Origin of the sequence: Kosakonia cowanii JCM 10956 = DSM 18146, assembly GCF_001975225.1 — a bacterium.
GTDB lineage: Bacteria > Pseudomonadota > Gammaproteobacteria > Enterobacterales > Enterobacteriaceae > Kosakonia > Kosakonia cowanii.
In genome coordinates this window covers 4460892-4486861 of the sequence record NZ_CP019445.1, presented here as the reverse complement: position 1 = coordinate 4486861, position 25970 = coordinate 4460892, and the positions used below count along the sequence as shown (strand labels likewise).

Below are 25970 nucleotides of genomic sequence, written 5' to 3'. Positions count from 1 at the left end.
CCGATGAAAAACACGGCAATCGCGCTGTTTGCGCTGCTGCTGAGCGCCGCCGCTACGGCGGCGACACCGTGGCAAAAACTGACCCATCCGGTGCCCGGCAGCCCGCAGTCGATTGGCGCATTCTCGAATGGCTGCATCGTCGGCGCGCAGGAGCTGCCGCTGCAATCTGACACTTATCAGGTGATGCGCACCGATCAGCGCCGCTATTTCGGTCACCCGGATCTGGTGCTGTTTATTCAGCGCCTTAGCACCCAGGTGCATAACCTGGGTCTTGGCACCGTGCTGGTGGGCGATATGGGTATGCCGGCGGGCGGGCGCTTTAACGGCGGTCACGCCAGCCATCAGTCGGGGCTGGATGTGGATATCTTCCTGCAACTGCCGACTACGCGCTGGAGCGCGGCTCAGTTGCTAAAACCGCAGGCGCTGGATCTGGTCTCACAGGATGGAAAAAGCGTGGTGCCTTCGCTGTGGAAGCCGGAAATCAGCAGCCTGATTAAGCTTGCCGCGCAGGATGATGAGGTGACGCGTATTTTCGTTAACCCGGCGATCAAACAGCAGCTCTGCCTCGATGCCGGCACGGATCGCGACTGGCTGCGCAAGGTGCGTCCGTGGTTCCAGCATCGCGCGCATATGCACGTGCGCCTGCGCTGCCCGGCCGACAGCCTTGAGTGTGTCGATCAGCCAGCGCCGCCGCCGGGCGACGGCTGCGGCGCGGAACTGCAGAGCTGGTTTGAACCGGCGAAACCGGGCAGCAGCACGCCTGAGAAAAAGACGCCGCCACCGTTGCCGCCTTCCTGTCAGGCTCTACTGGATGAACACGCCCTCTGATGGAACTCTTTGATTCGCTGTTTATGATGACACCGCTGATGCTGGCGGTGCTCTTTTTTGTCGCGATGCTGGCAGGCTTTATCGATGCGCTGGCGGGCGGTGGCGGGCTGTTAACCGTTCCGGCGCTATTAGCCGTGGGGATGAGCCCGGCGCAGGCGCTGGCGACCAATAAGCTGCAGGCCTGCGGTGGATCCCTCTCCGCCTCGATCTACTTTATTCGCCGCAAAGTGGTCAATATCGCCGATCAGAAGCTCAATATTTTGATGACCTTTATCGGCTCTACCAGCGGTGCGCTGCTGGTGCAGTATGTGAAATCAGACGTGCTGCGTCAGATCCTGCCAATATTAGTTATATGTATCGGTCTCTACTTTTTATTGATGCCGAAGCTTGGTGAAGAGGATCGGCAGCGTCGTCTGTATGGCCTGCCGTTTGCGCTGGTAGCCGGCGGCTGCGTCGGCTTCTATGACGGCTTTTTCGGCCCCGGTGCCGGGTCGTTTTACGCGCTGGCGTTTGTCACCCTCTGCGGATTCAACCTCGCGAAATCGACCGCGCATGCCAAAGTGCTAAACGCCACCTCCAACGTCGGTGGGCTGCTGCTGTTTATCATCGGCGGCAAAGTCGTATGGGGCACCGGTTTTGTGATGCTTGTCGGCCAGTTTCTTGGCGCGCGCATGGGATCGCGGCTGGTGCTCAGTAAAGGGCAGAAGCTTATCCGTCCGATGATTGTGATTGTCTCGGCGGTGATGAGCGCAAAACTTCTCTATGACAGTCACGGCCAGGAGATCCTCCAGTTTCTGGGGGTGAATGTATGACGCACCACTATCAGCAATTAATTGATATTTTTGATGGCTGCTTTGCCAGCGATTTTAATACCCGTCTGATTAAAGGCGACGACGAACCGATCTATCTTCCCGCTGATGCCGACGCGCCTTACAACCGTGTGGTGTTTGCCCATGGCTTTTACGCCAGCGCCCTGCATGAGATTTCACACTGGTGCATCGCCGGGGCAGAGCGGCGCAAGCTGGTTGATTTCGGCTACTGGTACTGCCCGGACGGGCGCGATGCCGCCACCCAGGGGCAGTTTGAAGATGTCGAAGTGAAGCCGCAGGCGCTGGAGTGGCTCTTCTGCGCGGCAGCGGGCTTCCCGTTTAATGTCAGTTGCGACAACCTTGAAGGCGATGTCGAGCCGGATCGCGTGGCGTTTCAGCGCCGCGTACACGCCCAGGTGATGGTGTGGCTGGAGCAAGGGATCCCGGCGCGTCCGGCGCGCTTTATCAAGGCATTACAGGATTATTACCAGACGCCGCCATTAGCGGCAGCACAGTTTCCGTGGCCGGAAGATCTGTAGGGCCACGTTTTTACGAGAGGAAGAGAGATGATCGCGGAGTTTGAATCACGCATTCTGGCGTTAATTGACAATATGGTGGATCACGCCAGTGATGATGAACTGTTTGCTGGCGGTTATCTGCGCGGGCACCTGACGCTGGCGGTGGCCGATCTGGAGAGCGGCGACGACCACTCGCCGGAAGCGGTATCCGCACGCGTGACCACCAGTGTGGAACACGCCATTCAGGCCGGTGAGCTGTCGCCGCGTGACCAGGCGCTGGTGCTCAGCATGTGGGAAAATCTTTACCAGCAGGCGAAGGCGCACTAAGCCTGCTTTAACCTGTGGCGGAGTTGCCGGATGGCGGCTCCGCCTTATCCGGCCTACGGGTCGGGGCTGCTGAAACCGCGTGGTCGGGTATGCATGGATTGCCAGGTGGCGGCTTCGCCTTATCCGGCCTACGGGTCGGGGCTGCTGAAACCGTGTGGTTGGGTATGCATGTATTGCCGGATGGCGGCTCCGCCTTATCCGGCCTACGGGTCGGGGCTGCGGAAACCGTGTGGTCGGGTATGCACGGATTGCCGGATGGCGGCTCCGCCTTATCCGGCCTACGGGTGGGGGATGCTGAAACCGTGTGGTTGGGTATGCACGTATTGCCGGATGGCGGCTCCGCCTTATCCGGCCTACGGGTCAGGGATGCAAAAACGTGTATGGAGCGGCTGAAACGGCGTAGGCCGGATAAGCGTTTACGCGCCATCCGGCAATCGGTCTACGGCGATCTACCTGCCGCACCCCTTATTTCACCGCTTTTCCCTTCAACAACTTACGTACCCATAACCGATTCGGGTTCATCGCCGCCAGCGTTTCTCCATCCAGCGGAATAGGCTCGTTGCTCATCTGCGCGGCGAGGATTTCCGCCGCCAGCGGTGCGCTGCACAAGCCGCGCGAACCGAGCGCACCGATCATAAATAATCCCTCATGCACCGGCGCACTGACCGCTTTCTGCGGATCTTCTGCAAGCTTTGCATAGGCTGACAACGTGGCATCGTAATCCGCCACGTTACCAACCATCGGCAGGTGATCGCGCGTGGCGCAGCGTACGCCGCAACGCGCCTCTCCGGCGCTGACATCCACCGTTTGCGCCCACTCAGCCTGCGGGAAGCAGTCAATCAGGCGCTGGCGGTTCTGCTGCTGATCCGCTTCACTGTAGGTCGCTTCCTGCTGGCCGCGATGATAACTGGCGCCGATACAGTGCTGCTGATTATGCGGGTTGTGCGGCGTCAGATAGCCGTCATAACAGAGCACCTGGCGCAGACGGGCCAGCGGCTCAGTGGTGGGAATATGGCTTACCTGACCGGCGACCGGGTAAACCGGCAACTTCTCCGTTTGGGAAAAGTGCTGAATGCGGTGACCGTTGGCAAGCACCACGCTCTCATGCTGGCGCTCACTGCCATCGGCAAAACGCAGTTGCCAGCCATCGTTATGGCGAACAAGCGCTTCAACCTCATGACGATAGTGCACCTGCAAACCCTGTTCGATTCCCAGTGCGATAGCGCCCGCGGTTAATTGCGCCGGGCACAACCAACCGCCGGCAGGGTAGGTGATGCCGCCGCAGCCAGTCTCCACGCCGCTCTGTGCCAGCACCTCCTGCGCATTGATGCGGTGCGCCAGCTCGTGGGGCAGTTCCAGCGTCAGCATCTGTTCGATTTTATGCTGGCTCTTCTCGTCCCAGCCAAGCTGCGTAACGCCGCACCACTGGTGATCAAATGCCACCGGCAGCCCACCATACAGCCTGCGGGCAAAGGTAAACGCGGCGCTGAAAAAGCGTGCCAGCGCCGGATCGTGCGCGCTAAGCAGCGGATAGAGTGCGCCCTGGCGATTACCGGATGCGCCCTCTGCCGGGGCGGCATCCGCGCAGTAGAGCGTGACCTGCCAGCCACGGCGCAGCAGCGCAAGGGCAAGCAGCGCGCTCGCCACGCCGCCGCCGACCAGCGCGACCTCCCGCGTCTCTGTTCCGCTGCGGGCAAACCACGGCGCGCGCGGCGCGCAGATAACACCATTCTCCATTACACCGCTCAGCATCTCCCGCTTACGGCCAAAGCCCTTGCGCTTTTGCATGGTAAAGCCCGCTTCCTGCAAACCACGACGCACAAACCCGGCGGAGGTAAAGGTCGCCAGCGTCCCGCCTGCGCGGGTGAGGCGCGCCATCGCCTGAAAAAGCGCGGGAGTCCACATATCGGGGTTTTTCGACGGTGCAAAGCCATCGAGGAACCAGGCATCGACTTGCTGGTTCAGGCTCTCATCAAGGGTGTCGGTCAACTGGTTGATATCGCCGAACCAGAGATCGAGCGTCACACACCCCTCATTCAGTAACAGCCGATGACACCCGGCAAACGCCTGCGGCCACTGCGCCTGCAACTGCCCGGCAAAGGAGGCCAGTTCCGGCCAGTGGGCGTGGGCCTTTCGCAGGTCATCACGGGTAAGCGGAAATTTTTCGAAACTGATGAAATGTAATCTTTCCAGGGTAGCGTCAGGATGCTCGGCGCGAAAAGCGGCGAAAGCCTGCCACAGCGTCAGGAAGTTGAGGCCGGTACCAAAGCCACTTTCCGCAACAATGAATAGCTTCCTTGAATGTTCTGGAAAACGCGTCTGGAGGCCGTTACCGCCGAGAAAAACATAGCGGGTCTCTTCAAGCCCGTTATCATTAGAGAAGTAGACATCGTCAAAATCTCGGGAAACAGGTGTACCCTCAGCGTTGAATTCGAGGTTAGCGGTCTGTATAGCGGTGTGTTTCACGTAAGTTACTCGTCCGGCAAGCAGTGCGTCGATCTTAACGAGGGTCAAAGAAAGGCGCAAATTTCTCTGTGAAATGTCTGATCGGACTTGTTCGGCGTACAAGTGTACGCTATCTTGCGACACGAAACTTAATTAGTGCGACTTAGGGGTATTGAATGAAGCGTGCAGTAATTACTGGCCTGGGCATCGTTTCCAGCATTGGTAGTAACCAGCAGGAAGTCCTGGCATCTCTGCGTGAAGGACGCTCAGGGATCACATTTTCTCAGGAGTTCAAAGATTCCGGCATGCGCAGCCACGTCTGGGGTAACGTTAAACTGGACACTACGGGTTTGATCGACCGTAAAGTGGTTCGTTTCATGAACGATGCCTCTATCTATTCCTACCTCTCCATGCAGCAGGCTATTGAAGATGCCGGCCTGAAAGAAGAGGTTTATCAGAACAACCCGCGCGTGGGCCTGATTGCAGGTTCCGGTGGGTCGTCTAAAGCGCAGGTTTTCGGCGCGGATGCGATGCGCACCCCGCGCGGCCTGAAAGCCGTTGGTCCTTATGTAGTGACCAAAGCGATGGCATCTGCGGTTTCCGCCTGCCTCGCCACGCCGTTCAAAATTCATGGCGTTAACTACTCAATCAGCTCCGCGTGTGCCACTTCCGCACACTGTATCGGTAACGCGGTAGAACAGATTCAACTGGGCAAACAGGACATCGTTTTTGCCGGCGGCGGCGAAGAGCTGTGCTGGGAAATGGCCTGTGAGTTCGACGCCATGGGCGCGCTCTCCACCAGATACAACGAGACGCCGGACAAAGCGTCCCGTACCTACGATAAAGAGCGTGATGGCTTTGTTATCGCTGGCGGCGGCGGCATGGTAGTGGTTGAAGAGCTGGAGCACGCGCTGGCGCGCGGTGCGCACATCTACGCAGAGATCGTCGGCTACGGCGCAACCTCCGATGGCGCCGACATGGTTGCACCATCAGGCGAAGGCGCAGTGCGCTGCATGAAGATGGCAATGCACGGCGTTGATACGCCGATCGACTACCTCAACTCCCACGGTACCTCCACGCCGGTTGGCGACGTGAAAGAGCTGGGTGCGATTCGTGAAGTGTTTGGCGACAACACGCCTGCCATCTCCGCCACCAAAGCGATGACTGGCCACTCACTGGGTGCGGCTGGCGTGCAGGAAGCGATCTACTCTCTGCTGATGCTGGAGCACGCCTTTATCGCGCCGAGCATCAACATTGACGATCTGGACGATCAGGCGGCGGGCATGAATATCGTGACCAAACCGACCGAGCAGACGCTGAACACGGTAATGTCCAACAGCTTCGGCTTTGGCGGCACCAACGCCACGCTGGTGATGCGCAAGCTGAAATAAGTGAGCGATTTCATTCATCTGATGCCACGGCATGACATGAATGATTGAGCAGCTGTATTAAAAAAGGGAGCCCTCGGCTCCCTTTTTTTGGTATTGACAAGCCGTTGTTACGGCAGGCAAACTCCAGCCCAACATTATCGTTTTGATAATGCGTAAGCGTTCAACGTCAACCAACGCACCCTAATCCTGACTGTCAGGCGGAGGGGGCGTGGTCAAAATCTCTTCCCGCCTTGCTCTGCCCTATGGAGTAATGCATGTCCGTTCAAGCAGACGCTGTTCATTCCCCTTCAGCCACGCACTCGCTGTTTCGCATCGCCTTCGCGGTGTTCCTGACCTATATGACGGTTGGCCTGTCGCTGCCGGTCATTCCACTGTTTGTTCATCATGAGCTGGGCTATGGTAACACCATGGTCGGTATTGCCGTCGGCGCACAGTTTCTCGCCACGGTCTTAACGCGCAGCTACGCCGGTCGGCTGGCCGATCAATATGGCGCAAAACGCTCGGCGTTACAGGGCCTGTTTGCCTGTTCGCTGGCGGGTGTCGCCTTGCTGCTGGCGGCACTCTTGCCGGTTGATGTATGGGCCAGGTTTGCGCTGTTGATCGTCGGGCGATTGATCCTCGGTTTCGGTGAAAGCCAGCTGCTGACCGGCACGCTCACCTGGGGTGTTGGCCTGGTTGGCCCGGCACGTTCAGGCAAAGTGATGTCATGGGTCGGTATGGCAATTTATGGCGCGCTGGCCGCCGGGGCACCGCTCGGGTTGCTGATCAACAGCCATTTTGGCTTCACAGCGCTGGGAGCGATCTCTCTTCTCTTACCGCTGTTCGCCTGCCTGTTTAACGGCGGCGTGCGTAAAGTTCCGGCCCATGCCGGTGAGCGCCCGTCGCTCTGGAGCGTGGTCGGCCTTATCTGGCAGCCGGGCCTGGGGCTGGCACTGCAGGGCGTCGGTTTTGCGGTGATTGGCACCTTTATTTCCCTCTATTTCGCCAGCGAAGGCTGGTCGATGGCTGGCTTTACGCTCACCGCGTTTGGCGGCGCATTCGTTCTGATGCGCATCCTGTTTGGCTGGACGCCGGACCGTTTTGGCGGCGTGCGGGTGGCGCTCGTTTCTCTGCTGGTGGAAATCGCCGGGCTGTTATTGCTGTGGCAGGCCAGCGGGTCGTGGATGGCGCTATTCGGCGCGGCGTTAACCGGCTGTGGCTGCTCGCTAATCTTCCCGGCGTTAGGGGTGGAAGTAGTGAAACGCGTACCGCCGCAGGTTCGCGGGACGGCACTGGGCGGCTATGCGGCGTTTCAGGATATTGCCTATGCCGCCAGCGGCCCGCTGACCGGCTTTCTGGCCACCTCGCTCGGTTACGCCTCCGTCTTTCTTGCAGGGGCAATCTCAGCGGCAATCGGGATTGTCGTAACGCTGATCGCGTTTCGCCCGCGCAATAAATAGAAGCAAATACTCTCTTTGCAACCGGTTTCACAAAACGCGACCGCGGCGATGTCATCTCTGCGCGGTCGCGTTTATGCTTTTCGCACTGATGAGCGAAAGGAGAGAGATATGTCCGGTTTTAAAGCGGATTTTCTGTGGGGCGGAGCGGTTGCTGCGCATCAACTGGAAGGCGGCTGGCAGGAGGGCGGTAAAGGCGTCAGCGTAGCGGATGTGATGACCGCAGGCGCGCACGGCGTACCGCGTGAGATCACCGATGGCGTACTGCCGGGGAAAAACTACCCTAACCACGATGCCATCGATTTCTATCACCGCTACAAAGAGGACATCAAACTCTTTGCCGAGATGGGCTTCAAATGTTTTCGCACCTCGATCGCCTGGACGCGTATCTTCCCTAATGGGGATGAGCTGGAGCCAAACGAAGCCGGTTTGCAGTTCTACGACGATCTGTTCGACGAGTGCCTGAAGTACAACATTGAGCCGGTAATCACGCTCTCCCATTTCGAAATGCCTTATCACCTCGTCAAAAAGTATGGCGGCTGGCGTAACCGTGAAGTGATCGCCTTCTTTGTGCGCTTTGCCAACGCCGTCTTCACCCGTTATCGCAGCAAGGTCAAATACTGGATGACCTTCAACGAAATTAACAACCAGGCCAACTACAATGAAGATTTCGCGCCGTTTACCAACTCCGGCGTGAAGTATCAGCCGGGCGAAGATCGTGAAGTGATCATGTACCAGGCCGCGCACTATGAGCTGGTAGCCAGCGCGCTGGCGGTGGAAGCGGGTCATAAAATTAACCCCGATTTCAAGATTGGCTGCATGATCGCCATGTGCCCGATCTACCCGCTCACCTGCGATCCAAACGACATGATGATGTCGGTAGTAGCGATGCATCGCCGCTACTGGTTCACCGATGTACACGTGCGCGGTTACTACCCGCAGCATCTGCTCAACTACTTTGCCCGCCGGGATTTCAAGCTTGATATTACCGACGAAGACTTGCAGATTCTGACCCGCGGTTGCGTCGACTACATCGGCTTTAGCTACTACATGTCTTTTGCCACCAAAGCGACGGAAGATAACCCGCAGCTTGATTACGACGAAACCAAAAGCCTGGTGAAAAACCCGTATGTCAAGGCATCGGACTGGGGCTGGCAGATTGATCCGGTTGGCCTGCGCTACTCGCTGAACTACTTCTACGACCACTACCAACTGCCGCTGTTTATTGTTGAAAACGGCTTCGGCGCTATCGATCAGTTGGGAAGCGACGGCGTGGTCGACGATCAATACCGCATTGAGTACCTGCACAACCACATCCGCGAAATGAAAAAAGCGGTGGTGGAAGATGGGGTCGATTTGATGGGGTATACGCCGTGGGGCTGTATCGATCTGGTTTCTGCCGGCACCGGCGAGATGAAAAAACGCTACGGCTTTATCTACGTCGATAAGGACAACGAAGGGAACGGCACGCTGGCGCGCAGCCGTAAGAAATCTTTCTGGTGGTACCAGGATGTGATCAAACAGAACGGCGATAACATCAAGTAAGAGGGTGATCCGTAGGTCACTAAAGCGCCATCAGGTCTTTGCCTGATGGCGCTTCGCTTATCAGGCCTACGTTTTTTTCACAGGCTTACAGAAAGCTAGATCACCAGCCACAGTACAAACATCACCACCAGCAGGGCAATAAAAAAGAGGCCCGGACGCATCGACATCGCTTTTACCGTATCGACTATCGGCGCGACGAAGGGGCTGTAAATCGGCTGCACATCACGCACTTCGATCATTCCCGACGCGCGCTCGGTGCGTCGTAAAAAGACCTGGTTGAGAATATCCTGCACCTGAGCATTGGTCAGCACCGTCTGCGGCGTCACCTGGAACGTCTGCTGCGCATAGTCGCTGATGCCGCGCCACTCGGCGCTGTCCAGCGGCTGTTTCAGCGTGGCCTGCACCGTTTGCAGTGTCGGTGCCGTATGCGTCGCCAGCGTCTGGCGCGCCTGTAGCCAGGTCATCAGCGGCGTAAAATGTTTCGCCGGGATTAGCTCACCGCTCTTCACGCCGGAGAGCTCCAGCATCGATTGCCAGATAAGCTTGCTCGACTCGCCGGTTGCCGCCGCCAGTTTCGTCACCGCCTGGTTGAGGGAGTTGTGCTCCGCCGCCACCAGAGGACGCTCGGTTGCCGGGCGCTGCTGCGGCTGCGGGATCGCAATCTGGTTGTTCTGCAACATCGTCAGCACAGTCTTTAGCTGCTGCGGCGTAAGCTGGCTGAGCGCCGTCTGGCCGAACTCCTGACGAATAAAATCGCTCACTGCCTGGCGATTGTTCCCCTTGCCGAGCAGCTCGGTCAACTGGGTCACCATCTGGCGCGTGGTGTGATTCTGCGTGGCCGTCTCCATACGCTGAGTCAGATTCTGCTCAGCCGCAGGGAAGTGGCGCGAGAGCAGGGGCGCATCGTTTTTCAGCCCCAGGTCATGCTTTACGCCTGCCCAGACCTCAGCGCTCTGCTGTTGCGTCAGGGCGATCAAACGCGTCACCAGCCGCTCCAGCACCGTACGCTGCTGAGTGGATAATGGCTGCTCGCCGACAGGGTTAGCGGCTTGCGGTGGCTCTTGCCCGGGAGGACGCGCGGGTGCGCCCGGAATGGGTTGAATCATGGGTTTCCTCTTACTCTCGCATGGCGGTGGCCGGCATTGCGGGTATGCCTGGCGGCGAGATTATGGCACACTTGCGCGCTCAACTCCCGCTCTCAAACAGGTACTGTAGTGTGAAAATCCTTGTTGATGAAAATATGCCTTACGCCCGCGATCTTTTTAGCCGACTGGGCGAGGTTAAGGCCGTGCCCGGACGCCCGATTCCGCTGGCGGAACTGGCTGATGCAGAAGCATTAATGGTGCGATCCGTCACGAAGGTGAATAACGATTTACTGCAAGGGACCGGGATCAAATTTGTTGGTACCGCCACGGCGGGTACCGACCATGTTGATGAGGCTTTTCTGAAACAGGCGGGCATCGCGTTCTCCGCAGCACCAGGGTGTAACGCTATCGCCGTGGTGGAGTATGTTTTTTCTGCATTGCTGATGCTGGCGGAGCGCGATGGTTTTGCACTAACCGATCGCACCGTGGGGATTGTCGGTGTCGGCAATGTCGGCGGCCGCTTACAGGCGCGGCTGGAAGCGCTGGGCATCCGCACGCTGTTGTGCGATCCGCCGCGCGCCGATCGCGGTGATGCGGGCGACTTCCGCTCGCTGGATGAGCTGGTAAGTGAAGCAGATATCCTCACCTTCCATACCCCGCTGTTTAAAGAGGGGCCTTATAAAACCCTGCATCTGGTCGATGACGCGCTGCTCAGCCGCCTCAAAGCTGGCACGATTCTGATTAATGCCTGTCGCGGGCCGGTCGTGGATAACGTCGCGCTGTTGCAGCACCTGCAGGCCGGGCAGGATCTTAGTGTCGTGCTGGATGTCTGGGAGCCGGAGCCGGATCTCAACGTTGAGCTGCTGGCGAAGGTCGATATCGGCACGGCGCATATCGCGGGCTACACGCTGGAGGGGAAAGCGCGCGGCACCACGCAGGTGTTTGAAGCTTATAGTGAATTCCTCGGCCAGCCGCAGCAGGTGGCGCTGAATACGCTGCTTCCTGCGCCAGAGTGCAGCCGCATCTCCCTTCATGGTCCGGTTGGACAGGCAATGTTAAAAAGGTTGGTGCATTTGGTGTATGATGTGCGCCGCGACGATGCCCTGCTGCGAAAAGCGGCGGGCACACCGGGTGAGTTCGATAAGCTGCGTAAGCACTATCTTGAGCGCCGTGAATGGTCGTCACTCACCGTTGAGTGCGACGACGCGGACGCCTCGGCGTTGCTGCAAAAACTGGGCTTCGACGCCGTTTATCACCCGGTACGTTAATTCATCTTTATGCTCCCCGTCGCCGACGGGGACGCTTTTTTCTGGAGTGAATCACCATGTCTGAAGGCTGGAATATTGCCGTTCTCGGCGCCACCGGCGCGGTCGGAGAAGCCTTGCTCGAAACGCTGGCGGAGCGCCAGTTCCCGGTTGGCGAACTCTATGCGCTGGCAAGGAGCGAAAGCGCCGGAGAAAACCTGCGTTATGCCGGTAAAACCGTACGCGTAGAAGATGCTGCCGATTTCGACTGGACGCAGGCGCAGCTGGCATTTTTTGTGGCCGGTGCGCAAGCCACTGCCACCTATATTGAAGAAGCGACCAACGCCGGTTGCCTGGTGATCGACACCAGCGGTCTGTTTGCCCTTGAGCCGGACGTGCCGCTGGTGATGCCGGACGTCAACCCGTTTGTGCTGGCGGACTACCGCAACCGCAACGTTATCGCTATTCCGGACAGCCTCACCAGCCAGCTGCTGGCAGGCCTCAAGCCGCTGATTGACGAAGGCGGTCTGTCCCGTATTGCTGTAACCAGTCTGCTCTCTGTTTCCCGCAGCGGTAAACAGGCGGTGGATGCGCTGGCAGGGCAGAGCGCCAAACTGCTGAACGGTATTCCCATTGATGATGATGACTACTTTGGCCGACAGCTGGCATTCAACATGCTGCCGCTGCTGCCGGACAGTGAAGGCAGCGTGCGCGAAGAGCGCATCATTATCGATCAGATGCGTAAAATCCTGCAGGACGACGGGCTGATGATCTCCGCTAACTGCGTACAGTCGCCGGTCTTCTACGGTCACGCGCAGATGGTGAATTTCGAAGCGTTACGCCCGCTGGCAGCGGAAGAGGCGCGTGATGCATTTGCCCGCTTTGAGGATATTGCGCTCTCTGAAGCGAATGCGTTTCCGACCCAGGTAGCAGATGCGTCCGGCCAGGCGCATCTCTCCGTCGGCTGCATACGCAACGACTACGGCATGCCGGAGCAGATCCAGTTCTGGTCAGTCGCTGATAACGTCCGCTTTGGCGGCGCGCTGATGGCAGTGAAAACCGCCGAGAAATTGGTGCAGGAGTATCTGTACTGATGCAGGAAGAAACCACCGCGCCGCGCTACAAAATCGCGCTGGGAATTGAGTATGACGGCAGCCACTACTATGGCTGGCAGCGTCAGCAGGAAGTGCGCAGCGTGCAGGAAAAGCTGGAAAAGGCGCTCTCACAGGTGGCCAATGAGCCGATCTCGGTCTTCTGCGCCGGGCGCACCGATGCTGGCGTGCATGCGACAGGACAGGTGGTCCATTTTGAGACGACTGCGCTGCGCAAAGACGCCGCGTGGACGCTGGGCGTAAATGCGAATTTGCCTAAAGACATCGCGGTGCGTTGGGTCAAAGATGTGCCCGATGATTTTCATGCGCGTTTTAGCGCGACGGCGCGCCGTTACCGCTACGTCATCTACAATCATCGCTTGCGTCCGGCGGTGCTCGGTCATGGTGTTACGCACTATCATCAGCCGCTGGATGCCGAACGCATGCACCGCGCGGCGCAGTGCCTGATTGGCGAAAACGACTTTACCTCGTTTCGCGCCGTGCAGTGCCAGTCGCGTACGCCCTGGCGCAACCTGATGCACATCAACGTCAGCCGCTACGGCACTTATATTGTGGTCGATATCAAAGCCAATGCCTTTGTACATCATATGGTCAGGAATATTGTCGGCAGCCTGATGGAAGTAGGCGCCCACAACCAGCCGGAGAGCTGGATAGCAGAGCTGCTGGCGGCAAAGGACAGAACGCTGGCGGCAGCAACGGCGAAAGCGGAGGGGCTCTATCTGGTGTCGGTGGATTATCCATCCCACTTTGCGCTACCCGCTGCGCCAATGGGCCCGCTGTTCCTGGCGGACTAGTCGCACATTAATAAGGCATAAGTAGATGGACTTAATACGCTTCCTGATTGACTTCATTCTTCACATTGACGTTCACCTCGCTGAGCTGGTGGCGCAGTATGGCGTCTGGGTCTATGCGATCCTGTTTATTATTCTCTTTTGCGAAACGGGTCTGGTGGTGACGCCGTTCCTGCCGGGCGACTCGCTGCTGTTTGTCGCGGGCGCGCTGGCTTCGCTTGAGACCAACGATCTCAATGTGCATATGATGGTGCTGCTGATGTTGATCGCCGCCATTGCGGGCGATGCGGTGAACTACACCATCGGGCGGCTGTTCGGTGAGCGGTTATTCAGTAACCCCAACTCAAAGATTTTCCGTCGCAGCCATCTTGATAAAACACATCAGTTTTATGAGAAACATGGCGGGAAAACGATTATCCTTGCGCGTTTTGTGCCGATAGTGCGTACTTTTGCACCTTTCGTCGCCGGCATGGGCCATATGTCCTATCGCCATTTTGCTCTCTATAATGTCGTGGGCGCGTTGTTGTGGGTGTTACTTTTCACCTACGCCGGATACTTCTTTGGCACCATCCCGATGATTCAGGACAATCTCAAGCTGATGATTGTCGGAATTATCGTAGTGTCTATACTTCCCGGGGTCTTTGAGATTATCCGCCATCGCCGCGCTGCGTCCCGGCAGACAAAATAATCACCTGTTGGCGGTTCGACCACTTTTTTATCCCAAGTTGCGAACCGTTATGTTTTAATGTGCCCCAGTCAAGGGCTACCAGGTTCATGTAGAAAGGTTATCAATGAGCTGGATTGAAAGAATTAAAAGCAACATCACCCCCACCCGTAAGGCGAGCATCCCTGAGGGCGTGTGGACAAAATGCGATAGCTGTGGTCAGGTGCTTTACCGCGCCGAACTGGAGCGTAACCTTGAAGTCTGCCCGAAATGTGATCACCACATGCGGATGTCAGCGCGTAATCGCCTGCATAGCCTGCTGGATGAAGGATCGCTGGTTGAACTGGGCAGCGAACTTGAGCCGAAAGATGTGCTGAAGTTCCGCGACTCGAAGAAGTATAAAGACCGTCTGGCGACAGCTCAGAAAGAGACCGGCGAGAAAGACGCGCTGGTAGTGATGAAGGGCACGCTGCATGGCATGCCGGTTGTCGCAGCGGCCTTTGAGTTCGCGTTCATGGGCGGTTCAATGGGTTCCGTAGTTGGCGCGCGCTTTGTGCGTGCGGTTGAGCAGGCACTGGAAGATAACTGCCCAATGATCTGCTTCTCCGCTTCCGGCGGTGCGCGTATGCAGGAAGCGCTGATGTCGCTGATGCAGATGGCGAAAACCTCTGCGGCGCTGGCGAAAATGCAGGAGCGCGGTCTGCCGTATATCTCCGTGCTGACCGACCCGACCATGGGCGGCGTCTCTGCCAGCTTCGCGATGCTGGGCGATCTCAATATCGCTGAGCCGAAAGCGCTGATCGGTTTTGCCGGCCCGCGCGTTATCGAGCAGACCGTGCGCGAGAAACTGCCTGCCGGTTTCCAGCGCAGTGAGTTCCTGATCGAAAAAGGCGCTATCGATATGATCATTCGCCGCCCGGAGCTGCGCTTTAAGCTGGCGCGTATTCTGGCGAAGATGATGAATCTGCCGGCGCCGGATGCAGACGATACGCATATTGGCACGGTGGTGACGCCAGAGCCGGATCAGGAAGGCGAAGCCTGATAATACACGTCACGCTTTCTGCTGCAGGTGCGTTGATGCGCCTTGCTTAGCTCGCTCTTTCTCCACACAGGAAAGCGGGATGGCTATGTGACCACGCGCCAGCAGCGAAAACGAGCATGTGTATACTCATGAGGGCAGGGCCAAAAGGCACTGCCCTTTTGCTTTTCACACCGCACACTATCAACGGGCATCATGGACACTCTCTCTACTCCGCAAGCCACGTCGCCCCTGGCCGCATGGCTCTCTTATCTGGAACAGCTGCACAGTAAACCTATCGATTTAGGGCTCGATCGCGTAAGCCAGGTGGCGGCGCGGCTTGATGTGCTGCGTCCCGCACCTTTTGTCTTCACCGTCGCCGGAACCAACGGCAAAGGCACCACCTGCCGTACGCTGGAGTCGATCCTGCTGGCGGCCGGTTATCGCGTTGGTGTTTATAGCTCGCCGCATCTGGTGCGCTACACCGAACGCGTGCGCGTACAGGGCGGGGAGCTGGCAGAAAGCGCGCATACCGCTTCCTTCGCGGAGATCGAAGCCGTGCGCGGCGATATCTCTTTAAGCTATTTTGAATTTAGCACCCTGTCAGCGCTGTGGCTGTTTAAGCAGGCGCAACTGGACGTGGTGATCCTCGAAGTGGGCCTCGGTGGACGTCTCGACGCCACCAATATGGTCGATGCCGATGTCGCGGTGGTCACCAGCATTGCGCTCGATCATACCGACTGGCTCGGGCCGGATCGCGAAAGCATCGGCCGTGAAAAAGCGGGCATCTTCCGTGCCGGTAAACCCGCGGTGGTTGGCGAGCCGGATATGCCGCACACCATCGCTGATGTGGCGCAGGAGAAAGGCGCGCAGCTGTTACAGCGCGATGTGGCGTGGCACTACGAGGTTGGCGCGCAGAGCTGGCGTTTTCGCGATGCGCAGGGTGAGCTGAGCGATCTGCCGCTGCCGCAGGTGCCGCAGCCGAACGCGGCTACCGCGCTGGCCGCGCTGCGCGCCAGTAAACTGGCAGTAAGCGAGCAGGCGATCTGCGACGGCATAGAACGGGCGATTTTACCCGGTCGTTTTCAGATTGTGAGCGAATCACCACGTCTGATCCTTGATGTCGCGCATAATCCTCATGCCGCAGGCTATCTTGCCGGGCGGCTGGCGGCGCTGCCAAAAAGCGGCCGCGTGCTGGCGGTGGTTGGCATGCTGCATGATAAAGACATTAGCGGAACGCTTGCCTGTCTGGAGCCGGTGGTCGATAGCTGGTATTGTGCCCCTCTGGAGGGGCCGCGCGGCGCGACGGCGGAGCAGCTGCTGGCGCACCTGACGTCGGGGCAAGCATTCCCGGACGTGACCCAGGCCTGGCAGGCGGCAATGGCGGAGGCCGACGCCTGCGATACCGTGCTGGTGTGTGGCTCGTTCCACACCGTGGCGCATGTCATGGAAGCGATGGAAGCGGGGAGAACCGGTGGCAAGTAAGTTTCAGAACCGTTTAATGGGCACCGTTATACTGGTCGCGCTCGGGGTGATTATTCTGCCCGGGCTGCTCGACGGGCAGAAAAAGCATTATCAGGATGAGTTCGCAGCGATCCCGCTGGTGCCGAAGCCGGGCGATCGTGACGAGCCGGATATGATGCCGGCCGCAACCCAGGCGCTGCCCGCGCAGCCGCCGGAAGGCGCTGCCGAAGAGGTGCGTGCTGGCGATGCCGCGGCACCGTCCCTGGATGCCTCAAGGCTTGCGGCAAACAGCAATCCCGATCCGGAAGTGACCACCACGTCGGTGACGCCAAAGCCAAAACCCGTTGAAAAGCCGCAGCCTAAACCGCAGCCGCAGCCGCAGCCGCAGCCGCAGCAGCCTGCGCGCGAGCAGCCGACGACGGCGAACGCGGCACCGGCTAAAGCGCAGGAGGAGAAACCTGCTCCGACCGGCAAAGCCTATGTGGTCCAGCTGGGCGCGCTGAAAAACGCCGATAAAGTGAATGAAGTGGTGAGTAAACTGCGCGCGGCGGGCTATCGCGCTTACACATCGCCGACTACGCCGGTTCAGGGTAAAATCACCCGCATTCTGGTCGGCCCTGATGCTTCGCGCGATAAACTCAAAGCGTCGCTGGGTGAGCTGAACCAGCTGTCAGGCCTCAATGGCGTGGTGATGAACTACAGCGCCAATTAACCGCGCAACCCTGCGCTATTTTGCTGGCAACGGCCCGTAAAACGGGGCAGGGAAGCCAGATAAATGCGCGGTCATTAAGGCCAATGTTCTGCTGGCGTTGAATATTTTTTCAGCGCCATTTTTATTTCCGCGCGGGAAGGAAATCCCTACGCAAACGTTTTCTTTTTCTGTTAGAATGCGCCCCGAACTGGATGACAGGGCGTAAAATCGTGGGACACATATGGTCTGGATTGATTACGCCATCATCGCGGTGATTGGTTTTTCCTGTCTGGTAAGCCTGATCCGCGGCTTTGTTCGTGAAGCGTTATCGCTGGTGACATGGGGTTGTGCTTTCTTTGTCGCCAGCCATTACTACACTTACCTGTCAGTCTGGTTCACGGGCTTTGAAGAGGAACTGGTACGTAATGGAATTGCCATCGCGGTGCTGTTTATCGCGACGTTGATTGTGGGCGCTATCGTTAACTACGTTATCGGTACGCTGGTGGAGAAAACCGGCCTGTCGGGTACAGACAGGGTGTTGGGGATCTGCTTTGGTGCGCTTCGCGGCGTGCTGATCGTCGCCGCCATTCTGTTCTTTCTGGATACCTTTACAGGCCTGTCGAAAAGCGAAGACTGGCAAAAGTCGCAGCTTATCCCGCAATTCAGCTTCATCATCAGGTGGTTCTTTGACTATCTGCAAAGCTCGTCGAGTTTCTTGCCCAGGGCTTAAGCCCTGAGATGTGGCTTAGAGTTTGGTTTAACAGGCGGTTTTCGCGCGCTGTCCCTCTTCAAGAGGTCTTTGACGATTACGCCTGGTAAACCAAGCTCTTAACGAGGAAAAGACGTATGTGCGGTATTGTCGGTATCGCCGGTTTCATGCCGGTAAACCAGTCGATTTATGACGCGTTGTCGGTGCTGCAGCACCGTGGGCAGGATGCAGCGGGCATCATCACCATTGATGCCAATAACTGTTTCCGTCTGCGTAAAGCGAATGGCATGGTGAATGATGTATTCGAAGCCCGCCATATGCAGCGTCTGCAGGGCAATATGGGGATTGGCCACGTTCGTTACCCTACCGCGGGCAGCTCCAGCGCTTCAGAAGCGCAACCCTTCTACGTTAACTCCCCGTACGGCATTACGCTTGCGCACAACGGCAACCTGACCAACGCGCACGAACTGCGTAAAAAGCTGTTCGAAGAGAAGCGTCGCCACATTAACACCACCTCAGATTCTGAAATCCTGCTCAATATTTTCGCCAGCGAGCTGGATAACTTCCGTCATTACCCGCTTGAAGCGGATAACGTTTTCGCCGCGATTGCCGCGACCAACCGCCAGATCCGCGGTGCCTACGCCTGCGTGGCGATGATTATTGGTCATGGTATGGTCGCTTTCCGCGACCCGAACGGCATTCGCCCGCTGGTGCTGGGCAAGCGCGAACTGGGCGATGGCCGCACCGAATATATGGTGGCATCGGAGAGCGTTGCGCTCGATACGCTGGGCTTTGAGTTCCTGCGTGATGTCGCACCGGGCGAAGCGGTTTATATCACCGAGAAAGGGCAGCTTTACAGCCGCCAGTGCGCGGAAAACCCGGTCAGCAACCCGTGCCTGTTCGAATATGTCTACTTTGCGCGCCCGGACTCCTTTATCGACAAAATCTCCGTCTACAGCGCCCGCGTCAATATGGGCATGAAGCTCGGCGAGAAGATCGCCCGCGAGTGGGAAGATCTTGATATCGACGTGGTGATCCCGATCCCGGAAACCTCCTGCGATATCGCGCTGGAGATCGCCCGCATTCTGGATAAGCCTTACCGTCAGGGTTTTGTGAAAAACCGCTACGTTGGCCGCACCTTTATCATGCCGGGCCAGCAGCTGCGCCGTAAATCGGTGCGCCGCAAGCTGAATGCCAACCGCGCCGAGTTCCGCGACAAGAACGTGCTGCTGGTGGATGACTCCATCGTGCGCGGCACCACCTCGGAGCAGATTATCGAGATGGCGCGCGAAGCCGGGGCGAAGAAGGTTTACCTCGCTTCCGCGGCACCGGAAATTCGCTTCCCGAATGTCTACGGCATTGATATGCCGACCGCCAATGAGCTGATTGCCCACGGTCGTGAAGTGGATGAAATCCGCCAGATCATCGGCGCCGACGGGCTGATTTTCCAGGATCTCAACGATCTGATTGATGCCGTACGCGCAGAGAACCCGGACATTCAGCAGTTCGAGTGCTCGGTGTTTAACGGTATTTACGTCACCAAAGATGTCGATCAGCAGTATCTTGATTACCTCGACTCCCTGCGTAATGACGATGCCAAAGCGGTACAGTTGCAGAACGAAGTTGAAAGCTTAGAGATGCACAACGAAGGCTAATCCCGCCGCGCCCCTCGCATGAGGGGCGCAACTTGTTGCAACACCCTCTATAATCAGGCAAAGTTTGCGCTTATGTTAGCGGGTGGATAAGCAGATGAAACGACTGATTGTGGGCATTTCCGGCGCCAGCGGCGCAATTTATGGCGTTCGCCTGTTACAGGTGCTGCGCGATGTCGCTGAAGTAGAGACCCATCTGGTGATGAGCCAGGCCGCCCGGCAAACTCTCTCCCTTGAAACCGACTACTCCCTGCGCGATGTGCAGGCGCTGGCAAACGTGGTGCATGACGCCCGCGATATCGCCGCCAATATCTCCTCTGGCTCGTTCAAGACCGCAGGCATGGTGATCCTTCCCTGTTCCATTAAAACCCTCTCCGGCATTGTTCACAGCTACACCGACGGGCTTCTGACCCGTGCGGCAGACGTGGTGCTGAAAGAGCGTCGCCCGCTGGTGCTCTGCGTGCGTGAAACCCCACTGCATCTTGGCCACTTACGTCTGATGACCCAGGCGGCAGAACTTGGTGCGGTGATCATGCCGCCGGTGCCTGCGTTTTACCATCGTCCGCAAAGCGTGATGGATATTGTCGATCAGACCGTCAACCGCGTCGTGGATCAGTTTGATATCGAACTGCCGGAAGATCTTTTTGCCCGCTGGCAGGGTGGCGATGCTGCAAAATAGTGCAACGTATCGCCGGATGCGCTTTTTTAGGGCAATTTTGTAAGCGCGATCATATCCTCAACATTTAATCCTCTTTTCCCCCGCTTACTGCTGCGGTTCGTTCCGCAGACCTGCTATCTTTCATCACAACGGTCAATCTGCAACGTTTTATTAACATTTCCCGCGCCGCATCATTTGGCCCTCGGGAAAGTGGCATAAGACGTGCAAGGCTACTGGCTGCAACACAACACATGACACAATAAAAAAACAGCACACTTGAGGGTAATGTATGAAGAAGACGGTCCTCGCTCTGTCTTTACTGCTGGGGCTCTCCGCCACCGCCAGCGTTTATGCAGCGCTTCCCCAGACAGTCCGTATCGGCACCGATGCCACCTATGCACCTTTCTCCTCGAAAGATGCCAAAGGGGAGTTTGTGGGCTTTGATATCGATGTTGGTAATGAGATGTGCAAACGCATGCAGGTGAAATGCACTTGGGTCGGCAGCGATTTCGATGCCCTCATCCCCTCGCTGAAAGCGAAGAAGATTGACGCCATTATCTCGTCGCTCTCCATTACCGAAAAACGCCAGCAGGAGATCGCCTTCTCCGAGAAGCTCTACGCGGCGGATTCACGCCTGATTGCAGCCAAAGGCTCGCCTATCAAGCCGACACTGGAGTCGCTGAAAGGTAAACATGTCGGCGTGCTGCAAGGCTCAACGCAGGAAGGTTACGCCAACGATAACTGGCGCAGTAAAGGTATCGACGTGGTGGCCTACCAGAACCAGGATCAGATCTACTCTGACCTGGCTGCCGGTCGTCTCGATGCGGCATTCCAGGATGAAGTGGCCGCCAGCGAAGGCTTTCTGAAACAGCCTGCGGGCAAAGAGTTTGCTTTTGCTGGCCCGTCGGTGAAAGACAAAAAGTACTTTGGCGACGGCACCGGGATCGGCCTGCGTAAAGATGATACCGAGTTGAAAGCGGCATTCGACAAAGCCTTTACCGAGCTGCGTAAAGATGGAACCTACGACAAGCTTGCCAAAAAGTATTTCGACTTTAACGTCTACGGCGAGTAAGGCTGTATGGCCTGCGCCAGCGGGCCGTGAGGGAAAACGGTGCGCCATGCGCCTTTCGCGGCATGGTGCAGCAAACGGTGTCTGTTCCAGCGTGGTGCAGTGGCTGCATCACAATAGTGCAGCGCTGCATAGCTACGCACTCAGATTGCAAAAAAAGTTATCCTGCCGCGTTTATCTTTTGCCTTGCCGGGGGAGATGATGGCACGATAACGCACCGTTAAGTTGTGAGAATTCCCTTAGGAAAGACAGTCTGTTGAGGATAATGATGAAAAAATTGGTGCTCTCCCTTTCTCTGGTGCTCGCTGTTTCCAGCGTCTCTACTGTATTTGCTGCAATCCCGCAAAAATTACGTATCGGTACCGATCCTACTTATGCCCCGTTTGAATCAAAAAATGCGCAGGGTGAGTTGGTCGGTTTTGATATCGATCTGGCAAAAGAGCTCTGTAAGCGCATTAATACGCAGTGTGTGTTCGTTGAGAACCCGCTGGACGCGCTGATCCCTTCGTTAAAAGCGAAGAAAATCGACGCGATTATGTCCTCGCTGTCGATCACTGAAAAGCGCCAGCAGGAGATTGACTTCACCGACAAACTCTACGCGGCGGATTCCCGCCTGGTGGTAGCAAAAGATTCTGACATTCAGCCGGAGCTGGACAAGCTGAAAGGCAAGCGCATCGGCGTATTGCAGGGCACCACCCAGGAGACCTACGGTAATGTTCACTGGGCACCGAAAGGAGTCGAAATCGTCTCCTATCAGGGCCAGGACAATATCTACGCCGACCTGACCGCAGGCCGTATTGACGCGGCGTTCCAGGATGAAGTGGCTGCCAGCGAAGGTTTCCTGAAAACCGCGATGGGCAAAGCCTATAAATTCGGCGGGCCGTCGATTAAAGATGAGAAGCTGTTTGGCGTCGGCACCGGCATGGGCGTGCGTAAAGGCGATAGCGAACTGCGTGACGCGCTGAATAAAGCTTTCGCCGAGATGCGTGCTGACGGCACCTACGACAAGCTGGCGAAAAAGTATTTCGATTTTAATGTTTACGGTGGTTAATCCCACACCCTATTAACGTGCGACCCCTCCCGCAAGGGAGGGGAAGAGACACGGCAAACACCACACACGACAGGACAGGCTGCATGCTGCACGGGTTTTCTCAAGTGATATTCCAGGGCGCGCTGGTGACCCTCGAGCTGGCGCTCAGCTCCGTGGTGCTGGCGGTGCTGATTGGCCTGGCGGGCGCAGGCGCAAAGCTCTCCAAAAGCCGCGCGCTGGCGCTGATTTTTGAAGGTTACACCACCCTTATTCGCGGCGTGCCCGATCTGGTGCTGATGCTGCTTATCTTCTACGGCCTGCAAATTGCCCTTAACGCCATTACCGACGCGCTCGGCATGGCGCAGCTGGATATCGATCCGATGGTGGCCGGTATCATTACCCTCGGCTTTATTTACGGCGCTTACTTTACCGAAACCTTTCGCGGCGCTTTTATGGCGGTGCCGAAAGGGCAGATTGAAGCGGCGACGGCGTTTGGCTTTACCGGCCGCCAGGTGTTCCGCCGTATTCTGTTTCCGGCGATGATGCGTTTTGCGCTGCCGGGCATCGGCAACAACTGGCAGGTGATCCTGAAAGCGACGGCGCTGGTCTCCTTACTCGGGCTGGAAGATGTGGTGAAAGCGACCCAGCTCGCCGGCAAAAGCACCTGGGAGCCGTTCTACTTCGCCATTGTCTGCGGCGCGATCTATCTCATTTTTACCACGGCCTCCAACGGCGTCCTGCTGCTGCTTGAACGCCGCTACTCGGTGGGTGTGAAGAGGGCCGACCTGTGATTGAGATTATTCAGGAGTACTGGCAATCCCTGCTCTGGAGCGATGGCTACCGCATTACCGGCGTGGCGATTACGTTATGGCTGCTGATCGCTTCTGTGGTGATGGGCGGCATACTGGCGCTGTTTCTCGCGATTGGGCGCGTCTCCAGCAACAAATTTATCTGTTTCCCGATCTGGTTATTCACCTATATCTTTCGCGGCACGCCGCTCTATGTGCAGCTACTGGTCTTCTACTCCGGCATGTACACGCTGGAGATCGTAAAAGGCACCGAGCTGTTAAACGCCTTTTTCCGCAGCGGCCTCAACTGTACGGTGCTGGCGCTGACGCTCAACACCTGCGCCTATACCACCGAGATTTTCGCCGGGGCGATCCGCTCGGTGCCGCACGGTGAAATTGAAGCGGCGCGGGCGTATGGCTTCTCATCTTTTAAAATGTACCGCTGCATTATTTTGCCTTCGGCGCTGCGTATCGCGCTGCCGGCCTACAGCAACGAGGTGATCCTGATGCTGCACTCCACGGCGCTGGCCTTTACCGCGACGGTGCCGGATCTGCTGAAAATCGCCCGTGATATTAACTCCGCCACCTACCAGCCCTTTACGGCGTTTGGTATCGCGGCGGTGCTCTATCTCATTATTTCGTATGTTCTGATTAGCCTCTTCCGCCGGGCGGAAAAGCGCTTTTTACAGCATATGAAGCCCTCTTCGACGCACTGAGAGCATGATGTCTGAGAATAAATTAAACGTTACCGATCTGCATAAGCGCTACGGCGAGCATGAAGTTCTGAAAGGCGTGTCGTTGCGGGCTAACGCCGGGGATGTGATTAGCATCATCGGCTCTTCCGGCTCCGGCAAAAGCACCTTCCTGCGCTGCATCAACTTCCTTGAGAAACCGAGCGAAGGCACCATTGTGGTGAGCGGGCAGAATATCAATCTGGTGCGCGACAAAGATGGCCAGCTGAAAGTCGCCGATAAGAATCAGCTGCGTCTGCTGCGCACGCGCCTGACGATGGTGTTCCAGCACTTCAATTTGTGGAGCCACATGACGGTGCTGGAGAACGTGATGGAAGCGCCGATTCAGGTGCTGGGGTTGAGCAAGCAGGAGGCGCGCGAGCGGGCGGTAAAATACCTGGCGAAAGTGGGTATCGATGCGATGCAGCAGATCAAGTATCCGGTGCATCTCTCCGGCGGCCAGCAGCAGCGCGTGTCGATTGCCCGTGCGCTGGCGATGGAGCCGGAAGTGCTGCTGTTCGATGAACCAACCTCAGCCCTCGACCCGGAACTAGTGGGTGAAGTGTTGCGCATCATGCAGAAGTTGGCAGAAGAGGGGAAAACCATGGTGGTGGTTACCCACGAAATGGGCTTTGCCCGCGATGTCTCCAGCCACGTGATCTTCCTCCATCAGGGCAAAATTGAAGAAGAGGGCACGCCAGATGAGCTGTTCGGCAACCCGAAAAGCCTGCGCTTGCAGCAGTTCCTCAAGGGATCGCTGAAGTAAGCCATGATTGCCTGATGGCGCTGCGCTTATCAGGCCTACGGGGGAGTGCAGTTGTAGGCCGGATAAGGCGAACGCCGCCATCCGGCACTGCACCGTCGCACTGTCACTTATCCGGGCGATTAACCGGCCACCAGCCTTGCGGAATGCCCGAGGCGGAAATAAAACGGTAATGGGTAAATATCGCCCCACGTGCGGAGACCCGCTTCTCAAGCTGAACCGTTCGCGCGCCAGGCGGCACAAGCGCGTCGCGGGTGCAGAGTTCAATCGGGCGGTTTAACCACGCATCATAAAAGCGCAGCCCCGCCGGGCAACGGTTGGTGCGGGTGATGGGCGGGCCTGGGTGACCAATAGTAAAGGTCACCTCCCTCTCTACTATTTCGCTTGCGGTAAACTTTACCCACGCTTCCGGCACGTTCCACAGGGTTGCGAGGCTAAGCAAACACAGGACAACAAAACAAAGCAGCTTATTGCGCAGCGTCGTAAAGGGGCCGCGCCAGGCCGCCAACAATCCCACCAGCACGGCAACGATCAGGATAATCCAGGGATCCGGCTCACCGTTTTTCAGATAGACCTTGTGGCTAAAACCGCTGGAGAAAAGCAGCCATATCACCCACAAAAAGAAGATCACAACCCCGAGAGTGGCTTTCGCTTTGGCTGATTTGAACATCCTCTTAGTGCTTTTCACGGCGATAGATCCAGTCATCATAATATTTCCCGCGCAGCAAATAGGCCTGCTCCAGCACCTGTACGCGCGTGAAACCGCTCTTCTCCAGCACCCGCACCGAGCCGAGGTTGTCCGACAGCACCCACGCGTTAAGGGCGTGAATATCGCGCTCACGAAAAGCGAAGTCGCAGAGTACCGCCAGCACTTCTGAGGCCACGCCCTGGCCTTGCGCTTCAGGCAGGATTGAGTAGCCGACATCCGCTTCCTGCAAAAGATGTGGGCTCGGACGCAGGCCGACATCGCCAATTGCATGACCCTGTTCATCGCGGATCACAAAGGCATTCGGATCGTTAAGCCGATCTTCAAACAGGGTGCGGATCTGGCTTTCAGAGGCGATCTCCGCCATATAGCGCATCACGCTTTTATCCTGACGTATCTGCAAAAAGAAGGGCCAGTCAGACGCCTGAAACGGCGTCAGGGTAAAACGGGGGGTCTGCAACGTCATGACGCATCCTTGTGAGAATCAAACGAAGAA

Annotated in this window: 26 protein-coding genes; 22 read left to right on the top strand and 4 right to left on the bottom strand. The window is 57.4% G+C overall.

The window, feature by feature from the left end:
- Nucleotides 1–3: 3 nt before the first annotated feature.
- The 4 genes from mepA to BWI95_RS21225 are packed head-to-tail and all read left to right on the top strand — an operon-like array spanning nt 4 to nt 2482.
- The gene (gene mepA / locus BWI95_RS21240) at nt 4–828 is read left to right on the top strand and encodes a penicillin-insensitive murein endopeptidase (RefSeq protein WP_054804317.1); all 825 of its coding nucleotides are present in this window, start codon (nt 4–6) and stop codon (nt 826–828) included.
- Complete coding sequence (locus tag BWI95_RS21235; protein WP_076770199.1) at nt 828–1640, top strand: sulfite exporter TauE/SafE family protein; 813 nt, start codon at nt 828–830, stop codon at nt 1638–1640. The genes mepA and BWI95_RS21235 overlap by 1 nt, the downstream gene beginning before the upstream one ends.
- On the top strand, nt 1637–2176 hold the full coding sequence (locus BWI95_RS21230; protein WP_054804318.1) for an elongation factor P hydroxylase: 540 nt from the start codon (nt 1637–1639) through the stop codon (nt 2174–2176). The genes BWI95_RS21235 and BWI95_RS21230 overlap by 4 nt, the downstream gene beginning before the upstream one ends.
- Before the next feature lie 27 nt (nt 2177–2203).
- The gene (locus tag BWI95_RS21225; RefSeq protein ID WP_023479659.1) at nt 2204–2482 is read left to right on the top strand and encodes a YfcL family protein; all 279 of its coding nucleotides are present in this window, start codon (nt 2204–2206) and stop codon (nt 2480–2482) included.
- Nucleotides 2483–2947: 465 nt separating this feature from the next.
- Here the strand turns inward: BWI95_RS21225 and mnmC are convergent, their stop codons facing one another.
- The gene (mnmC, locus tag BWI95_RS21220; protein WP_076770198.1) at nt 2948–4948 is read right to left on the bottom strand and encodes a bifunctional tRNA (5-methylaminomethyl-2-thiouridine)(34)-methyltransferase MnmC2/FAD-dependent 5-carboxymethylaminomethyl-2-thiouridine(34) oxidoreductase MnmC1; all 2001 of its coding nucleotides are present in this window, start codon (nt 4946–4948) and stop codon (nt 2948–2950) included.
- Nucleotides 4949–5103: 155 nt separating this feature from the next.
- Here mnmC and fabB point away from each other — a divergent pair, with 155 nt between their 5' ends.
- From fabB to BWI95_RS21205, 3 genes are all read left to right on the top strand, one after another.
- Nucleotides 5104–6318 (top strand): beta-ketoacyl-ACP synthase I, encoded by a 1215-nt coding sequence (fabB, locus tag BWI95_RS21215; protein WP_054803328.1) that lies wholly within the window; start codon nt 5104–5106, stop codon nt 6316–6318.
- Between the two features lie 254 nt (nt 6319–6572).
- Complete coding sequence (locus tag BWI95_RS21210) at nt 6573–7757, top strand: MFS transporter (protein WP_054803329.1); 1185 nt, start codon at nt 6573–6575, stop codon at nt 7755–7757.
- 108 nt (nt 7758–7865) lie between these two features.
- Nucleotides 7866–9299 carry a 6-phospho-beta-glucosidase gene (locus BWI95_RS21205; protein WP_076770197.1) on the top strand — a complete coding sequence of 478 codons (1434 nt, stop codon included), beginning with the start codon at nt 7866–7868 and terminating at the stop codon, nt 9297–9299.
- Between the two features lie 95 nt (nt 9300–9394).
- Here BWI95_RS21205 and flk read toward each other — a convergent pair whose 3' ends face one another.
- Nucleotides 9395–10402: a flagella biosynthesis regulator Flk gene (flk, locus tag BWI95_RS21200; protein WP_042718481.1), complete on the bottom strand. Its 1008-nt coding sequence runs from the start codon at nt 10400–10402 to the stop codon at nt 9395–9397.
- 113 nt (nt 10403–10515) lie between these two features.
- Between flk and pdxB the strand changes: the two genes are divergently transcribed.
- The 15 genes from pdxB (at nt 10516) to hisP (ending at nt 24771) form a co-directional block, all read left to right on the top strand.
- Nucleotides 10516–11652, top strand: a complete 1137-nt coding sequence (pdxB, locus tag BWI95_RS21195) for a 4-phosphoerythronate dehydrogenase PdxB (protein WP_076770348.1) — start codon at nt 10516–10518, stop codon at nt 11650–11652.
- 56 nt (nt 11653–11708) lie between these two features.
- Complete coding sequence (locus BWI95_RS21190) at nt 11709–12722, top strand: aspartate-semialdehyde dehydrogenase (RefSeq protein WP_076770196.1); 1014 nt, start codon at nt 11709–11711, stop codon at nt 12720–12722.
- Entirely contained in the window at nt 12722–13534 is an 813-nt protein-coding gene (truA, locus tag BWI95_RS21185) for a tRNA pseudouridine(38-40) synthase TruA (RefSeq protein ID WP_023479805.1), read from the top strand. Before BWI95_RS21190 ends, truA begins: the two co-directional genes overlap by 1 nt.
- Nucleotides 13535–13559: 25 nt before the next feature.
- Nucleotides 13560–14219 (top strand): DedA family protein, encoded by a 660-nt coding sequence (locus BWI95_RS21180; RefSeq protein WP_054803330.1) that lies wholly within the window; start codon nt 13560–13562, stop codon nt 14217–14219.
- A 103-nt stretch (nt 14220–14322) separates the two neighbouring features.
- Entirely contained in the window at nt 14323–15237 is a 915-nt protein-coding gene (gene accD / locus BWI95_RS21175) for an acetyl-CoA carboxylase, carboxyltransferase subunit beta (RefSeq protein WP_023479916.1), read from the top strand.
- Between the two features lie 192 nt (nt 15238–15429).
- Nucleotides 15430–16698, top strand: a complete 1269-nt coding sequence (folC, locus tag BWI95_RS21170) for a bifunctional tetrahydrofolate synthase/dihydrofolate synthase (RefSeq protein WP_054803331.1) — start codon at nt 15430–15432, stop codon at nt 16696–16698.
- The gene (dedD, locus tag BWI95_RS21165; protein ID WP_076770195.1) at nt 16688–17389 is read left to right on the top strand and encodes a cell division protein DedD; all 702 of its coding nucleotides are present in this window, start codon (nt 16688–16690) and stop codon (nt 17387–17389) included. Before folC ends, dedD begins: the two co-directional genes overlap by 11 nt.
- 220 nt (nt 17390–17609) lie before the next feature.
- Nucleotides 17610–18098: a colicin V production protein gene (gene cvpA, locus BWI95_RS21160; protein WP_042716765.1), complete on the top strand. Its 489-nt coding sequence runs from the start codon at nt 17610–17612 to the stop codon at nt 18096–18098.
- A gap of 116 nt (nt 18099–18214) precedes the next feature.
- Entirely contained in the window at nt 18215–19732 is a 1518-nt protein-coding gene (purF, locus tag BWI95_RS21155) for an amidophosphoribosyltransferase (RefSeq protein ID WP_023479726.1), read from the top strand.
- Between the two features lie 94 nt (nt 19733–19826).
- Nucleotides 19827–20408, top strand: a complete 582-nt coding sequence (locus BWI95_RS21150) for a UbiX family flavin prenyltransferase (RefSeq protein ID WP_023479639.1) — start codon at nt 19827–19829, stop codon at nt 20406–20408.
- Nucleotides 20409–20676: 268 nt separating this feature from the next.
- Nucleotides 20677–21459, top strand: coding sequence for a lysine/arginine/ornithine ABC transporter substrate-binding protein ArgT (gene argT, locus BWI95_RS21145; protein ID WP_076770194.1), 783 nt, complete (start codon nt 20677–20679; stop codon nt 21457–21459).
- Nucleotides 21460–21724: 265 nt separating this feature from the next.
- A complete protein-coding gene (gene hisJ / locus BWI95_RS21140; protein WP_054803333.1) occupies nt 21725–22507 on the top strand; it encodes a histidine ABC transporter substrate-binding protein HisJ in 783 nt (260 codons plus the stop codon).
- Nucleotides 22508–22590: 83 nt separating this feature from the next.
- Nucleotides 22591–23277, top strand: a complete 687-nt coding sequence (locus tag BWI95_RS21135; protein WP_023479875.1) for a histidine ABC transporter permease HisQ — start codon at nt 22591–22593, stop codon at nt 23275–23277.
- Nucleotides 23274–23990 carry an ABC transporter permease gene (locus tag BWI95_RS21130; RefSeq protein WP_023479676.1) on the top strand — a complete coding sequence of 239 codons (717 nt, stop codon included), beginning with the start codon at nt 23274–23276 and terminating at the stop codon, nt 23988–23990. The genes BWI95_RS21135 and BWI95_RS21130 overlap by 4 nt, the downstream gene beginning before the upstream one ends.
- A gap of 7 nt (nt 23991–23997) precedes the next feature.
- On the top strand, nt 23998–24771 hold the full coding sequence (gene hisP, locus BWI95_RS21125; protein ID WP_042712051.1) for a histidine ABC transporter ATP-binding protein HisP: 774 nt from the start codon (nt 23998–24000) through the stop codon (nt 24769–24771).
- Nucleotides 24772–24874: 103 nt separating this feature from the next.
- Here the strand turns inward: hisP and BWI95_RS21120 are convergent, their stop codons facing one another.
- Entirely contained in the window at nt 24875–25477 is a 603-nt protein-coding gene (locus BWI95_RS21120) for a hypothetical protein (protein ID WP_232374399.1), read from the bottom strand.
- Nucleotides 25443–25940 (bottom strand): GNAT family N-acetyltransferase, encoded by a 498-nt coding sequence (locus BWI95_RS21115; protein ID WP_054803335.1) that lies wholly within the window; start codon nt 25938–25940, stop codon nt 25443–25445. The genes BWI95_RS21120 and BWI95_RS21115 overlap by 35 nt, the downstream gene beginning before the upstream one ends.
- Nucleotides 25941–25970: the final 30 nt, after the last annotated feature.